Origin of the sequence: Mesotoga sp. UBA5825 (genome assembly GCF_002432955.1) — a bacterium.
Classification (GTDB): domain Bacteria; phylum Thermotogota; class Thermotogae; order Petrotogales; family Kosmotogaceae; genus Mesotoga.
In genome coordinates this window covers 19,055-33,243 of the sequence record NZ_DJHG01000023.1, presented here as the reverse complement: position 1 = coordinate 33,243, position 14,189 = coordinate 19,055, and the positions used below count along the sequence as shown (strand labels likewise).

Annotated in this window: 15 protein-coding genes; 9 read left to right on the top strand and 6 right to left on the bottom strand. The window is 47.5% G+C overall.

Features of this window, described 5'->3' with window-relative positions; translation table 11 throughout:
- Both B3N33_RS02070 and B3N33_RS02065 read right to left on the bottom strand, forming a co-directional pair.
- The coding region (locus tag B3N33_RS02070) for an acetamidase/formamidase family protein (protein ID WP_292592033.1) at nt 1-502 on the bottom strand (502 nt) is incomplete at its 3' end.
- 67 nt (nt 503-569) lie between these two features.
- A complete protein-coding gene (locus tag B3N33_RS02065) occupies nt 570-1,463 on the bottom strand; it encodes an EamA family transporter (protein WP_214060906.1) in 894 nt (297 codons plus the stop codon).
- Nucleotides 1,464-1,741: 278 nt separating this feature from the next.
- Between B3N33_RS02065 and B3N33_RS02060 the strand changes: the two genes are divergently transcribed.
- The gene (locus tag B3N33_RS02060; RefSeq protein WP_292590006.1) at nt 1,742-1,957 is read left to right on the top strand and encodes a hypothetical protein; all 216 of its coding nucleotides are present in this window, start codon (nt 1,742-1,744) and stop codon (nt 1,955-1,957) included.
- A gap of 75 nt (nt 1,958-2,032) precedes the next feature.
- Complete coding sequence (locus B3N33_RS02055) at nt 2,033-2,350, top strand: cupin domain-containing protein (RefSeq protein WP_292590005.1); 318 nt, start codon at nt 2,033-2,035, stop codon at nt 2,348-2,350.
- A gap of 81 nt (nt 2,351-2,431) precedes the next feature.
- Here B3N33_RS02055 and B3N33_RS02050 read toward each other — a convergent pair whose 3' ends face one another.
- Both B3N33_RS02050 and B3N33_RS13105 read right to left on the bottom strand, forming a co-directional pair.
- Entirely contained in the window at nt 2,432-3,463 is a 1,032-nt protein-coding gene (locus tag B3N33_RS02050; protein WP_214079481.1) for a GNAT family N-acetyltransferase, read from the bottom strand.
- Nucleotides 3,464-3,470: 7 nt separating this feature from the next.
- Nucleotides 3,471-4,271: an alpha/beta hydrolase family protein gene (locus B3N33_RS13105; protein ID WP_422655894.1), complete on the bottom strand. Its 801-nt coding sequence runs from the start codon at nt 4,269-4,271 to the stop codon at nt 3,471-3,473.
- A gap of 1,274 nt (nt 4,272-5,545) precedes the next feature.
- Here B3N33_RS13105 and B3N33_RS02040 point away from each other — a divergent pair.
- Together B3N33_RS02040 and B3N33_RS02035 are read left to right on the top strand one after the other, a co-directional pair.
- Nucleotides 5,546-6,148, top strand: coding sequence for a pyroglutamyl-peptidase I (locus B3N33_RS02040; protein ID WP_292590004.1), 603 nt, complete (start codon nt 5,546-5,548; stop codon nt 6,146-6,148).
- Nucleotides 6,145-6,894, top strand: coding sequence for a nitrilase-related carbon-nitrogen hydrolase (locus B3N33_RS02035; protein WP_292592029.1), 750 nt, complete (start codon nt 6,145-6,147; stop codon nt 6,892-6,894). Before B3N33_RS02040 ends, B3N33_RS02035 begins: the two co-directional genes overlap by 4 nt.
- Nucleotides 6,895-6,931: 37 nt before the next feature.
- Here B3N33_RS02035 and B3N33_RS02030 read toward each other — a convergent pair whose 3' ends face one another.
- Nucleotides 6,932-7,174, bottom strand: coding sequence for a (2Fe-2S) ferredoxin domain-containing protein (locus B3N33_RS02030; RefSeq protein WP_214079442.1), 243 nt, complete (start codon nt 7,172-7,174; stop codon nt 6,932-6,934).
- Between the two features lie 136 nt (nt 7,175-7,310).
- Between B3N33_RS02030 and B3N33_RS02025 the strand changes: the two genes are divergently transcribed.
- Both B3N33_RS02025 and B3N33_RS02020 read left to right on the top strand, forming a co-directional pair.
- Nucleotides 7,311-7,988, top strand: coding sequence for a response regulator transcription factor (locus B3N33_RS02025; protein ID WP_214079441.1), 678 nt, complete (start codon nt 7,311-7,313; stop codon nt 7,986-7,988).
- A complete protein-coding gene (locus B3N33_RS02020; protein WP_214079440.1) occupies nt 7,969-9,255 on the top strand; it encodes a sensor histidine kinase in 1,287 nt (428 codons plus the stop codon). The genes B3N33_RS02025 and B3N33_RS02020 overlap by 20 nt, the downstream gene beginning before the upstream one ends.
- A gap of 525 nt (nt 9,256-9,780) precedes the next feature.
- Here B3N33_RS02020 and B3N33_RS02015 read toward each other — a convergent pair.
- A complete protein-coding gene (locus tag B3N33_RS02015) occupies nt 9,781-10,830 on the bottom strand; it encodes a BMP family ABC transporter substrate-binding protein (RefSeq protein WP_292592026.1) in 1,050 nt (349 codons plus the stop codon).
- 179 nt (nt 10,831-11,009) lie between these two features.
- On the opposite strand from B3N33_RS02015, the gene B3N33_RS02010 reads away from it, so the two are divergent.
- The 3 genes from B3N33_RS02010 (at nt 11,010) to B3N33_RS02000 (ending at nt 13,824) form a co-directional block, all read left to right on the top strand.
- Entirely contained in the window at nt 11,010-11,390 is a 381-nt protein-coding gene (locus tag B3N33_RS02010) for a hypothetical protein (protein ID WP_214060900.1), read from the top strand.
- Nucleotides 11,391-11,713: 323 nt separating this feature from the next.
- On the top strand, nt 11,714-12,385 hold the full coding sequence (locus B3N33_RS02005; protein WP_214060901.1) for a response regulator transcription factor: 672 nt from the start codon (nt 11,714-11,716) through the stop codon (nt 12,383-12,385).
- The gene (locus B3N33_RS02000) at nt 12,382-13,824 is read left to right on the top strand and encodes a sensor histidine kinase (RefSeq protein WP_292592024.1); all 1,443 of its coding nucleotides are present in this window, start codon (nt 12,382-12,384) and stop codon (nt 13,822-13,824) included. Before B3N33_RS02005 ends, B3N33_RS02000 begins: the two co-directional genes overlap by 4 nt.
- The last annotated feature ends 365 nt before the right edge of the window (nt 13,825-14,189 follow it).

Below are 14,189 nucleotides of genomic sequence, written 5' to 3'. Positions count from 1 at the left end.
ATACTCTCGACCCTGCTACTATATCCCGGGTATCGAGATTTCCTCCGTGCCTTCCCGGAGTTGTACAGGGAATCGACTTATCTGCAGGTGAATTGCCGATAACGCCTATCATCGGCTTTATCTCAATTTGCTCTCCCATGAACGACGCGTAATTGCCCTGAATCTTCACTATCTCGGTAACACAGCTCTTTGAAACATTTTTGACCGGTCCCCAGGCAGGGCAGGTCTCGACGACTCCCTGATCGTCCAGCTCTATGCTCTCTATACTGACTACTATCGTGTCACCCGGCGTCGCTCCCTTCACTGCGATGGGCCCGGTGGCCGGATTTACATGAGTAAAGTCGAAGTCTCCCCCAACGGTCTGAGACTCTGAAACGATCTTATGGCAGAAGCAATCCTCCGTCTCCACAATTACCGTATCACCCGGGCTCACCTCCAGAACGGGCTTGTGTTCAGGCGACATATCGTACACTACTTTGTCTCTTCCAATTCTGTGTAACACGGGACGCACCTCCATTGACTGATATTGTCTCAATACTACCTCGACGTTGTATTAATCCAAAGAGATATCATATGTTTATTATAATCAGGGAGACCAGCACCATTCCCAAGGAAATCATCTCAAGCTTTTTGAGCTTTTCGCCGAAGATCAACAGACTCCCCAAACTTATCATGACTACGCTGCCGGCACTGTATATGGGGAAAACCACCGAACCCTTTATTTCCTCAAGGGCCATTATGAGGAAGAACGAAGAAAAGAGATTGGGAAGCCCCACAATCAGCCCTACAAAAGCTTCTCTTTTCATTGCCGGTTTTCCAGACTTCTTTAGAAAGATCGCGCTTATTATGAAGGCGCTGGCAAAGACGCTGAAGAGAAAGATGCTTTTGTAACCGCCCACGGTGTAGTTCTGGAAGAGCTTATTCATGAATTCGGCAAGTCCTCCAGTAATAAACAACATAATTAGAGCAGGTTTGAAGTTTCTTCTGGTTGATCCGAATGGGTTGTTTACAAGAATTATTGAGAATATCGCGAGAGATATCCCGACCCACTGGATAGCTTCAGGGTATTCCTTCCACACCAGAAGCGACAAAAGCATTGGGATTAGAATTCCCAGTTTGCCGAAAGCACCGGAAAGACTTGCCCCGCTCTCTTTAACGCTCTTCTGATAGAAGAGGAACGAAAGAAAGAAGAAAAGCCCCGCTACCGGCCCCAGCGATAAGCCCCAGACGGCGCTGCTGGTAAGGCTGAAGACTTCACTCCCCTTTACTATTACTTCGTTCAAAGAACCTCCACCCGGACCTAGAGCAGGCCGTTCTATCACAATCATGACAAGAGCTATAAGAAAGGCACTTAAGTAATTGTAGGTAGTAACCGCAAGTCTGTTGTAGCTCTTTCCCTCGGTCACCTTGAAAACCATAGCTATCGAAGAACTGGATAGAATCGCCAGCAGAAGATAGATCACTTCACCCTCCCTAACCGATATAACTGTCTCTATGATCGAACGGTGTAATATATTCTTAGCAAGCAAATCAATTATGCCACAGTTCTCCATACGGGATGGTGATTAGATAGCCGAAAGATTGATCGAAGTCTTCACGGGATAAGATCCCGAAGAAAATCTCAGAGAAATGCTGGAAGAGAAATCAGTCATCGGATACTGGACAGTCAAGACCTCAGAAAAGTTGTGGCAAACGAAGATACTCGCGCTAGCCGAAAACAGCGAGAAGATTCTCTACTCACTTGATCGGCGTTTTGGCCAGGGCGATACTCCTTTTCTTCGTCAACATTGTCTGCATAAACCTCGCCTCGATAATCACATTTAGGCTTCAAGGGATAGGACCGCGCTCATGGTGGGAGGCGAACAAGGCAGGTAAAGCCGTCAAGGTGACGATAATTGGCTGGCTGGTCGTTCTTGGATTACTTGCGCTGTCCTTATTCCTGAGCAAGGCACTGTAAGAGGGTAACATATGTTACCGCTCAGAAGCCAAATTTCGGCTAAGATAATACTAGATCAAAAGCGAGGTGATGGAGATGCGGAAAAGCTCAATAGAAAAAGGGAAAGTCGTGCTTGACAAGTCAGGTCTCAAGGGTCGGATTATCTACGACAAAGAGACTGCACAGGCAGTCATTATAGATATTAAAAGGGGAAACGAGTTAGCCGAGCACAAGACTCCGGTAGATGTATTCATTCTAGTTCTAGCCGGAAAGGGAATAATCACTGTCGGCGAAGAGAAGTACGAGGTAACGAAAGACGACATCATAGACAGTCCGAAAATGATCCCGCACGGAATAATCAATACCGGAGAGGAGCCGATGCGCGTTCTGGTAGTGAAGGCGCCGCATCCATAGACATTAATGCCGGGTCTGACTTTTTCGACCCGGCATTTGATTTGTAAAGCCTTCAGTTCATCGCGGAACAGAATTTTCCAGCTATATCGTCGGAGTTCTGATTATAGGTCTGCTTCCTCTGTTTATGCCGTTCTTCTCATAGATCATTATCTCAAAGGGAATCCTGAAACTGAGTAGACCCAACGCATCCTTCATGCTCCCAAGGCTTCTGTCCCTCGAAAAGTTGATCAGCGTTATACCCTCTTCCCAGGCGCATCTGTGAATCTTTCTTACGGTCCTTCTGGCGCTTCGGATATCGCCCCAGTCAAAGAGAAGAACGTCCCAGGACCTCAATCGCTCATTCATCCTCGGAATCCTTACCAGCGGCGAAAGAGTTCTCTGAGCCAGAAGCTGGAATGCCCTCAATCCCTTTGAAAGTCGCGTAATTCCGAAATCCTGCTCGCCGCTCGTGTCGAGAACCAGGGCGGACGCCCCTTCCGTCTTGAACAACCTCAATCTTTTCTCTGCAACCATAGACTCAAAGGCCTTCGTACCCTGAAGGAGGAAGTCACGATCCTTCTCGAGAGGTCTGTACAGGTCCAATATTGTTTCGAGGTCTACCTCCCTTTCCACAAAAACCGACTTCTCCCGGGAGGTCTTCCTCACCGGACAGGCGAAGAAGTCCAGTGTAGCCGTAGTCGAGAAACCCATGTGTTCCAAGATCTTCTTCGAGGCAACGTTGTCGGCCTTGACCGACGCATATCCGAAATCGAAATCCGTGGGGCCAAGGAGATTCTGCAGTTCCTGGATGATCGATCTAAGCCAGCGGGCGACCTTGAGCCTGTATTTCGGATTGGTGCGCAGTCCGAAGAGATATATTGCTTTCTTGATTTCCCCATTGACTATCAATCTGTCGATTCCAACACCGATGCATCCGATAATGTCGTATGCGTCTTCGGCAATCATAATAAAGCCCTCTTCAAAGTACTTCAGTCTTTCAAAGAAGTCTTTTCTGAAAGCGACGAGCCAGATATTCCCCTCCTGAGCCGATTCTTGCTCTATCTTGAGGAGCCTTTCGTTGTCATCGATTGTGGCGAACCTTACATGTATGTTTCCTGCGTTTTTGTTTTCCATCAACGACTCATATCTTCAGGTGGGAATCGAACCATTCCAGTATTGCCCTCAAACGCTTTTCCCTGTGTACGGGGAGGCCTCCTCTGGAAAGCTCGTGGTTCTCCTTAGGGAAGAGCACCATTTTGGCCTCTTTTCCGAGATACCTTAACGCCGTGAAGAACTGCATCGCTTCGGGGACCCAGCATCTGTAGTCTTCAAGGGAGTGAATGAAAAGAATCGGAGTGACGACGTTGGGCGCCGACATCAGAGGAGACTGTCTGAGATAACCCTCGAGGTTGTCGAAGAAATCGCCGCCGGTCTGGTCGCTTGCAAAGAAGTATCCGATATCTGTGGTGCCGAAGAAGGAAATCCAGCTCGAGATAGACCTCTGAGAGACGGCAGCCTTGAAGGCGTCCGTATGTCCTACAATCCAGTTTGTCATAAAGCCGCCGTAAGAACCTCCGGTGACTCCAAGCCTATCCTCGTCAACGAAATCATATTCGTTTATGACGTACTCGACGATCTCCATTATGTCTTCAAAATCCCTTTCCCCGTAGTGACCCCTTATGTCGGCGAAGTCGGTTCCGTAACCGGCGCTTCCCCTCGGGTTGCAGTAAATAACTGCGTACCCTTCAGAGGCTAGAGTCTGGAATTCATGTACATATCCGCCGCCGTATGCCGTCTTAGGACCTCCGTGGATCTCCACGACTGCCGGGTACTTCTTGCCTTCCTCAAAGTCTACGGGCTTCATTATCCAGCCTTCGATCTCCTGCCCGTCGGAGGCCTCCACTTCGAAGCTTTCAGGTTTCGACAGCTTAAGACCTTTCATCCATGAGTTGAAGTTTGTGAGCTTCTTCCTCTTGCCTTTGACAAAAGAGTAGATCTCAAGCGGCTCGATCGTCGTCATCTCAGAAAGGAGAAGCACTTCGCCTGTGATATCGAAGCAGTCAATGCTCCCCAAAGAGACAGCGATTTCCTCTACCTTTCCCTCTTTATCCATAGAAATCAGCTTTATTTGAGATCCCGCAGTTACCAGTGAAAACAGCTTACCTTCCATAACCTTCATGGAAGTGTTCGGCGACACACCCCTCACATCGCTGTTCAGGCTGTTGCCCAAGTACAGGTCCAACTCTCTGGCAACTATATTAAGCGTAAGAGATTCCAGATCTACATGGACAATGAAGGGATTGGTCGGGAAGCCTTTTTCAAAGTCGGTTGCGACAGCGAATAGCTCGCGTTCGCCTGACCACNNGAATAGCTCGCGTTCGCTCGACCACTGGCAGTGATAGAATGAGAGGCTCTCGTCTCCGATTCTCTTCGCCAATCCGTTCTGCAAATCGAGGATGTAGAGACTGCTCCATATCGGCCTCTTCTCCATATCTTCGGTCGTCATCACCGCGACTCTCTTTCTCTCGGGAGATACAACAATGTTTTCGATATCGCCTCCAACGGCTTCAACCGGTTCCATCTTTCCGTTTTCGAGTTTCATCTTATACAGACGGCCTACTCTGTTCTCCGTGAATCCAACACCGTTAGAGACAAATGGTATTTTGTCTATCTCGTAAACCTTCTTCTCTGGCGGATCGTCTTCTTCCATCTTCTCGGGATCTTCCCCGGGCGCATGCTTCGTTATGAAGAGAATCGTCTCCGAATCGATCCACGAAACAGAGGAAAATCCTCCTTTGAGAGTCTTCACCAGTCTGCTTTCCCCGCCCTCAAGGGGCAGAAGATAAAGCCCGGATCCTTTCGCGTCCTTGTCTCTTCTCGAGACAAAGAGAATGCTCTTGCCGTCTGGACTGACGGCGGGGGAACCGTCCTTCCCGCCCCGGGTCAGCTGACGGATTTTCCCATTTTTCATGTTGCCCGACCAAATGTTGCTTTCGTACCGGTTCTCCTTCTTGTCTATCGTCTTTCTTACAAAGACAAAGTTTTCCCCGTCGGGAAAGATGTGAAGATCACCCACAGTGGAGTATTTGTAAAGATCCTCAAGCTTCAGCTTCTTCAACTAGATCACCCCTTTCAGAATCATTTTACCAGAATGGCGGCTTTTCCTTCTCGACTTCCATGTGATGCTAGAATTATAGGGAATGAGAGGTGTAAGAGATGATACTAGTGACCCACTTCGATCCCTTTGGAGGAAGTAGAATAAATGCATCACAGATAGTCGTGCAGCTTCTCGCAGATATGAGAGAAGACATCGAGCTCATGAGCCTTCCAACGATCTTCGGCGACGCCTTTTCTCGACTGAGGCAGCGTTTACTGGACGGCGTCCCGGAGGCGTTGATTATGGTCGGCCAGGCGGCCGGGAGATCTCTCATCACTCCGGAGAAGGTTGCGATCAACTGGAAGGAATCGGCGACTCCAGACAACAACGGATTCATTGCGACAGGGGAGAAGATTATATCTGTCTCTCCCGACGCATATTTCTCGAAGCTTCCGGTCGACCGGATTGTCTCGAAGCTGAAGGCTGAGGGCCTTCCCGTCGAAAAATCCTTCTCGGCAGGCGCATTTGTCTGCAACTATCTCTTTTACAGGTGTATGGATTTTCTGACGAAGAAAGGCATAAACATACCCTCCGGATTTGTACATATACCTTGCATTCCCGAACAGATAGGTCCGGGAGAAGACAGACCTGCAGTAGAGGCGGAAGTCTCGGCTAGGGTCCTTTCGAGGATAATAGATCTTGCACTGGAGGAGAATAGATGAGAATAGGCGGCGTTCCTCTCAACATCGTCTGGGAGTCTCCGGAGATCAACATGAAGATAATCGAAAGACTTTTCGCAGGGGCCTCGGCGGCCGGGGTCGAGCTGATTGTCTTTCCTGAAGCTACCTTGAGCGGGTTCACTCGTAACGCAGAGAGAGCCTATGTGAAAGATGCGTGTGATTTCTTCAAGAAGCAGGTAGATTACTGGGGTATTCCAGCTGTCTACGGTTTCATAGACAAAAGAGAATCGAAATTCTACAACTGCGCCGCTTTTCTCGCTTCGGGCTCGGAACCTTTGATATATCGAAAGAGAAAGCTTTTTTCATACGGAGGAGAGAATACAGTTTACACCCCCGGTGATTCCAATCTCTCTTTCGCGATGAAAGAGATACAGTTCTCTCTGAATATCTGCTATGACCTTCGTTTTCCTGAGCTCTTCAGGGCTAACTTGCCTGCAGAGGTCATGATAGTGATTGCCAACTGGCCGGAAAAACGGGCAAATCACTGGCAGGCTCTTCTTAAGGCAAGGGCAATCGAGAATCAGTCATTTGTTCTGGGGCTAAATAGAACGGGGGTCGACGGCAACGGCATCGAATACGACGAAGCCTTTTCCGTCCTCTTCGATCAAGACGGTAACGAGGTACCTTTTGAAGCCGAGAAGGGATTGCTTCTTTGGGAACTGGACTATGAGAGACTGAGTATTCTAAGAGACTGGCGGGAAAGATTCCCCGCACTCAAAGACATTTAGACATATCCTTTCTTGCCGTTGCAAATCTTAATGACGTCTATTCCCGCTGAAGTATCTCCTTCTTGAAGAAATCATCTATATTATGCACTGATATATTCGTGAACATCTTCTCATCGATATCGACAACTACTCCATCAGAACAAGGCCCCATGCAGTGAGAACCCTTGATTGTTGTGAATCTACTCAAACCGTGTTCGGTCACTAACTCTACCAGTCTCTTGGAGACTTCGGGAGAACCCTTCATAAGACAGGCGCTTCCCATGCATACTCTTATAATCACCCGCATTCCCTCCATTTGTGACTTCTTTCACAACTAATTATAGCCTATGCCTCAAGAGATTTGAACGGAAAACTGTAATCGCTTTCTCGAATATTTCACACTATTGCTGTTATTATTTCTTCGTGGGGGAAAACACATGAAGGTTCTGGTTGTAGAAGACGAGCGTGACCTGGGAAGACTCCTCAAGGAGTTCCTGGAGAGAGAGGGTTTTGTTGTCGAGACCGCTGCGGACGGTGAAGAAGGACTTTACATGGCTACCAGCGGTCCGTTTGATGTCATTGTTCTCGATATTCTGCTTCCAAAACTGAACGGATGGCAGGTGCTGGAAGGGATCAGGAGTTCTGGGAGCAAGATACCTGTGCTCATGTTGACCGCCTTGGACGGCATAGAGGACAAAGTAAAGGGTTTCTATCTGGGAGCCGACGACTACCTCTCCAAACCCTTCGACATCCGCGAACTAGTTGTAAGAATTCAGTCGTTGCTAAGAAGGAGCCAGCCGGTCGGAACTCCTTCAAGCATTCTGAAGGTTGGAGACCTCGCTCTGGATATGTCGCTCAAAACGGTGATGAGGGGAAACGAAAGGATAGCGCTCCGAAAGAAGGAGTACCAGATTCTTGAATACCTCATGCTTAACAGCGGCAGGGTAGTCCCGAAAAGCGAGCTGGAAGAGCATCTTTGGAACGAAGACGACGAACTATGGTCAGATGTCATAAGAAGCCATATCAAGAACCTCCGCAAGAAGATTGACGGTGGTCACAAGAAGAAGCTGATAAAGACAGTCAGAGGTATGGGATATGAGATCAGTGACAGGTGAAGAGCTTTCTTTCAAGAAGGCAAAGAGGAGATGGACACTGTTCTTCACGCTGGTCGTCGTTACTCTCGTCTCCGTTCTCAGCCTTCTTATCTTTGTGCTTGCTCTAAGACTTGAAGGAAGAGCCGAAATAATCGGACTGAACAGAATTGCCGACAGAATCGAGTCTAGAATAGGCAGGGCTCCTGCAGTAGCAGTCGAGCGGATGATCAGAAACTATTCCGGGAATCTCGACATCTTCACCGCAGATGACGAAATTCTTGAGTTTATAACTCCCTCAGGCGAAATCCTACTGCAGCTTGGAGGAGCAATAATCAGTGACATACCGATTGCAGAGGGCACCTCGAGAGTGGAGGCAATCGACTATGGAGAATCCGAGCACGAGTACACCGTTCTGACCAGAGAGATAAGAGGGATTGCAGGGCAGCCCGTCTTCTTCCTTAGAGTCGGAAAATCAACTGAGGGACTCAGTGATGGGCTGAAGAGCCTTCTGTTTTCGCTGCTTCTTCTTGTCCTGATGGTTGCCGTAATCTCCTGGGTGGCCGGTATGACTCTCGCAAGATATGTTTTGACTCCTTTGAAAGAGAGTTATGAAAGACTCCAGCGCTTTACCGCCGATGCCTCTCATGAGCTGAAAACACCACTCACAATTCTCAGATTGGGCGTAGATATGCTCAAGGAGAGAAAGCTGGAGAAAGAATCGATGGAAAAGATCGATATGATTGATGGGGCGACCAGAAGTATGCAGAACGTTGTGAACAAGCTGCTCCTTCTCGCGAGAGTGCAGACCGAAAAGAAGTTAGAGATTGCCCCTGAAGATGTGGAGCTAGGAGTTTTCCTCGCTGAACTGAAAGAGTATCATCGTCCTCTTGCAGAGTCAAGGGGAGTTCGCATTCTCGTTGAATCTCGCGATGATGTTGTTCTGAAAACTTTCCCAGACAATCTCAAAGTTGCGGTCGCGGCAATTCTAGAAAACGCAATCAAATTCACTGAAGAAAACAGCGATGTCACCATAAACGCCTTCGAGAGTGAAGGATTTGCCCTCATTCAGATAAGTGATCTCGGTTCAGGCATAGCCGACTCTGAAAAGGAAAGAGTCTTCGAACGCTTCTACAAAGCAGATGAATCCCACAAAAGCTCGGGAAGCGGAATGGGTCTCTCAATAGCTCGGGAGATAATCGGCTCTCTTGGGGGCGAAATCACAGTCAGAAACCATGCCGACGGAGGAAGCACATTCGAAATACGGATACCATTAAGAAAACACAAATAGGCTCTTCCTTCACTCCGTCGTTGGATAAAGTTGAAAGCTGAATAAGAACCGGTTATNNGTTCTCCGACAAGAGCAAGACCGGACCAGTTGCAAGTGCCAGCCTGAAATAAACGTCACATCCCGCCATGCTGAAATTGTTCCAGCATCTAGCTCTGAAGAGCCGTCCTTCGTGCCCGTCCCGGATCATGGACCAGTCCTTGAATAACGTCAAGCGAGAAAGAGCATTATCGAGAGTTAGCTCACGAGAAGAGCGAGATTCTGAGCAGAATCATCTCAGAATGACGCGATGCGAGAGAAGACTGTCATCCCAAGTCACTCGTGCAAACTCCTTACTTCATCATCCCGTAAGGCTGAGCGAAATGTCTCTGTTTGGGGCTACTGTTAAGGGCCCTTGCACTTCAAAGCGATCATCGTCTCCTGGCAAGAGTGACCAGCGGATCTTCAGACGGCGGACCGTTAACGGATAACTGCTCTTATCTCTTACCAGAGTAGCAGGAATGCTCCATCAGACTGCAATAATAAGCCTCACTTAGGGCTGCCGACGATATTGTTGACAAACCAATCCATTGCTAACAGTTCTTCATCTGTAGGCGTCTCACCCTTTGAATATCTCGTGTTTCCTTCTTGATCGATCAAAGGACCCTCAAACGGGTGGTGATCACTCTCGATTATCCTCTTTCTTTCATTTTTCACTAGGTCCATCAGAGCCTCCGGAACGAGGTCGCTCATTACTATGTCTACAACCCCATCACTGATTCCACCCCAGTACTGATTGCTGATCCATTTGTCGTCCATCAACTCATTTATCACTCTTTCATAGAAGATGCCCCAATTCCACACAGGGGAACTAAGAAAAGTGTCTGGACTGAAGGCGCTCATATCGGTGTTGTAACCAATAGCGTAGACGCCGCGCTGCCCGGCCGCCTGAACGGCAGCCGGTGAATCCTGGCTCTGGGCGATGACATCGGCTCCAAGGTCCAGGAGGGCCTCGGCCGCCTCCTCTTCTAAAGAGGGATCAAACCAGGTCTCAGTCCAAATAACGTGAATTTGCGCATTTGGATTAGCCTTTGAAACTCCTATTGCGAACGCATTTATACCCCTGATTACTTCGGGAATCTTGAAAGTGGCAACATATCCTATCAAGTCGCTCTTTGTCATCTCCCCGGCGATCAACCCTGTCAGGTAGGCCGGTTCGTATATTCTCCCGAAATAAGTTCCCAGGTTCTCTGCCGTCTTGTAACCAGAGCAGTGCATGAAAACCGTGCCGGGAAAGTTCTTCGCAACTTCTACAACATCGTCCATGAAACCGAAGCTTGTGCTGAAAACAAGCTTGACTTCTCTCTCTGCGAAACCTCTTAGCACTTCAAGATCCTGTTCGCCTTCGGTTACGTTCTCAATGAATGAAGTCTCTATCCGATCGCCAAATACCTTCTCAATATACTGCCGACCCTCATCATGTTTCTGTGTCCAGCCTCCGTCGTCTACTGAACCTACATAGACAAACGCTATGCCGAGAGGTTCTGCAATCAAAATGGAAGCAAAGAGAACCAAAACAGCGACAAGAGTTACTTTCATAAAACACCTCCTTAAGAAAGTCAGAGCAACGGTACGGCCGAAACAATGTTACTGCTAGGCCGGCAAAACTCAGATCTACAAATCCCATTATATCCCACAGAATTCCCGAATTCTCCCGGACATTTCTTCCTATAATATTACTGAAGCTAAACCATAAACCCCCTAAAGGAGTTGAAAACATGGTTCTCACAGGCGAGAAAAAACGATCTTCAAACAAATCGGAAATGACCATCAACGGGCTCATTGAGAAAATAGAGGAACTGGGACTGGAATCTATAGAAAGAGTTGTCGTCAGCGAAATTGAGGGAACTGAAACTCGCCTCGTAACCGACAACCGCACGATTGCTCCGGAACAGCTCAAGGATACACTCCGCCGCTGGGATTCGGAGTCTATATCGAGAGTAATGCTGCTCGACATGACACCGGTCTACAAGCAGTACAGTTCATTTTCAACCGGCCAAGAAGAGATCTACAGACCACCTGCCTTTTCTATCCAGATTACAAGGGTGAGCAACGGCGCAGAGACAATAGTGGTAGCAGTCAAGAGCATCGACCTTTAAGCAGTACCCGTGGAAAAGTCTTTCGAAAAGAAAACGAGAGACGCAATGCAGAACGAGCAAATGCAGTCTTACATAGATAACGTGACCCCCCATCCGCTACACAGAAAGGAGCGTGCTGGTCTGGAAACGACTGATGATGAACGTGAAACATTCCGTAAGATAGAGTCGTAGTTTCTTGTTCCTCCGGTGAAGAAGTTCTTTGAAAAAGGCCGGACCGCCGAATTCCAACTGAGACAAAAAGTGGCAGTCTGGCCTACTGGTTAGTTATTATTGACGTGATCGATTATTATTGAATGAGAGCTGGCACTCTAGAGGTGAAGTTCATGGCAACAAGAATCAATCTGGTCGAAGACGAAAGAAATCTGAACAATGTACTCACTTCTTATCTCGAAAAGGAGGGATGGGAAGTCAGATCGTTCACAAACGGAAACGACGCTTTCGACGAAATAGACGACACCCCAGACATATGGATTCTTGACATTATGCTTCCCGGAATTGACGGATTCGAGCTCCTCAGAGAAATCAGAAAGAGAGATTCAGTGATACCGGTAATCTTTATCTCTGCAAGAGACAAAGACATCGATCGAGTAGTCGGGCTTGAGATGGGAAGCGACGACTATATGCCCAAGCCCTTTCTTCCGAGAGAGCTAGTTATAAGGGTGAAGAAGATCCTCAACAGGGTCCGTCGTTCCGAAGGGGTAATCACAATTCCTCCCTACAAAATCGATGAAGCGAGAAGAACAGTTATTGAAGAGACAAATGACGAATCTAGAGCCATCGAACTCACTTCAATGGAGTTTGATCTGCTTCTTCTTTTCGTTAACGGCAGAGGCAAGCCCTTTTCTAGAGACCAGATCCTGGACAAAGTCTGGGGTTACGACCATTACGGAAGCGATAGAGCGGTCGATGATTTGGTTAGAAGACTGAGGAAGAAGATGCCTGAGTTCAAGATTGAAACCGTATATGGATTCGGATATAAGAGCGTGAACATATGAGGGCCTGGAGCCTATCTGACAAGCTTTGGCTACTGTTTGCCACCGTTCTCGCGATTTTGTTTCTCCTCTTGGGAATCGTCTTTAGATGGTCGATAAGAGACTTCTTCACCACCGAGGCGTACAGGACCATAGAGTACGCCCAGGAAGTCAAGCTGATAGAGTTACAGGGAGGATTCATTCCTTTTGAAGACATTGACACGAACAGCTTTAAAAATGCTAGAGACGTTGGACATATAGTCATTTTCGACAGAGAGTTTGACCTCATAGACAATTATCTGCATAGATTCAGGACACAGGAAGATACTGAGAAAGTCTCTTCGCCGACTACAACTTCGAAGGGAATTGTAATCAGCGGAACGATAGTGCCCGAGATTCTGCCTGTGATTGATTCTATAAGAGCTAATGCAGAGGTTCAAGACACATCGTCAGAGAGGTATGAAGCCAGGTTGAACAACAGGAGTCTCTTCTACGTCGTTCGGTCCGGTCAACTTTCGGGAAGAGATGTCACAATGATTTCCTATATGTGGGATACCTACAAGAACACTCTTTCATCGACGTTGCTCTCAAGACTATTGCTGGTGATGGCAATAATGACAGTGGTAAGTCTTATAGTCATCATCGTTTTCTCAAGATATATGACTAAACCTCTTAAGAGACTCTCCGAAGACGTAAGAATGATATCCAAGAGAAACTGGGATAAGCCGATTGCTTTGAACAGAAGCGACGAAATCGGAGAGCTTGCCGATTCAATTGAAAACATGAGAAGGAGTCTTAGCGAGCAGGACAAAGAGCAGCAGTCTATGCTCCAGTTTATCTCGCACGAGCTGAAAACACCTGTAATGGTTATCAGGAGTTACGCGCAGGCAATAAAAGATGGCATCTATCCTGGTGGGGATCTAAATAGCGCGATAGATGTTATTGACAGAGAGATTCAGAGAATGGATCTGAGAGTGAAGGATCTACTGTTTATCACCAGACTGGAGTATCTGTCGCGTCACAACCTGGAGACGGAAGAGGTCAATCTTTCGGAACTGATTGAAGATACCGTCGGGCGCTTTTCTTTCCAGAGAGACGACATAGACTGGAACCTGAACCTGAGAAATATAACTGAGCAAATAAACGAAGAGCAAATGGCAATAGCGATAGAGAACATTCTTTCCAATCAGATCCGCTATGCAAGAAATACGATAGAGGTCACAATGGAAGTCAATGAAAGAGAAGAGAACGTGGTTATCCGCTTCGCAAACGATGGTGAAAGAATCGAAGAAGAAAGACTGGCCACGCTTTTCAAACCATTCATCAAAGGAGTCGGCGGCGAAAATGGACTTGGGCTGAGCATAACGAGAAGGATACTCGAGTTGCATGGAGGAACGATCTTCGTGAAGAACGAAGAATCGGCAGTGGCAACAATCGTTGAATTGCCCATTAAGAGCTTCTAACCTTTGAAAAGGTTAATGAATAATTTCATCGCGAGATTGATTGAAAACAGGAGGATACTCGTTGCATCCTCCTGTCTCATTCAGAAGACCTTTCAATTCTCACGGCAGTTGATTCGACCTGTCAAGTACCTGAAATCAAGCTATTCCAAATATCTCTCATCAACCAAGGGATTTCTTCCCCGCTCCGCTTACTCCTTGCTGAGCCAGCTGATCGGAGAGCCGCTTAGTGTTGTAGCTCCAGTAAGTAAAAATCACAATGCTATCAAGAGCACTACTCCACGTTTCAACTGTTATCACCTCTCTTCAAATTCGGGCTATAAAACGCCCGTTTCTATGTCTAGATACTTCCTCAAACCCATCAACGC

Bases quoted from the DNA above. Each gene is read 5' to 3' on its own strand.
- B3N33_RS02005 (WP_214060901.1), top strand. From the start codon at position 11,714: ATGGCAACAAGAATCAATCTGGTCGAAGACGAAAGAAATCTGAACAAT.
- B3N33_RS02035 (WP_292592029.1), top strand. From the start codon at position 6,145: ATGAGAATAGGCGGCGTTCCTCTCAACATCGTCTGGGAGTCTCCGGAG.
- B3N33_RS02000 (WP_292592024.1), top strand. From the start codon at position 12,382: ATGAGGGCCTGGAGCCTATCTGACAAGCTTTGGCTACTGTTTGCCACC.
- B3N33_RS13105 (WP_422655894.1), bottom strand. From the start codon at position 4,271: ATGAAAGGTCTTAAGCTGTCGAAACCTGAAAGCTTCGAAGTGGAGGCC.
- B3N33_RS02055 (WP_292590005.1), top strand. From the start codon at position 2,033: ATGCGGAAAAGCTCAATAGAAAAAGGGAAAGTCGTGCTTGACAAGTCA.
- B3N33_RS02050 (WP_214079481.1), bottom strand. From the start codon at position 3,463: ATGGAAAACAAAAACGCAGGAAACATACATGTAAGGTTCGCCACAATC.
- B3N33_RS02010 (WP_214060900.1), top strand. From the start codon at position 11,010: ATGGTTCTCACAGGCGAGAAAAAACGATCTTCAAACAAATCGGAAATG.
- B3N33_RS02025 (WP_214079441.1), top strand. From the start codon at position 7,311: ATGAAGGTTCTGGTTGTAGAAGACGAGCGTGACCTGGGAAGACTCCTC.
- B3N33_RS02040 (WP_292590004.1), top strand. From the start codon at position 5,546: ATGATACTAGTGACCCACTTCGATCCCTTTGGAGGAAGTAGAATAAAT.
- B3N33_RS02020 (WP_214079440.1), top strand. From the start codon at position 7,969: ATGAGATCAGTGACAGGTGAAGAGCTTTCTTTCAAGAAGGCAAAGAGG.
- B3N33_RS02015 (WP_292592026.1), bottom strand. From the start codon at position 10,830: ATGAAAGTAACTCTTGTCGCTGTTTTGGTTCTCTTTGCTTCCATTTTG.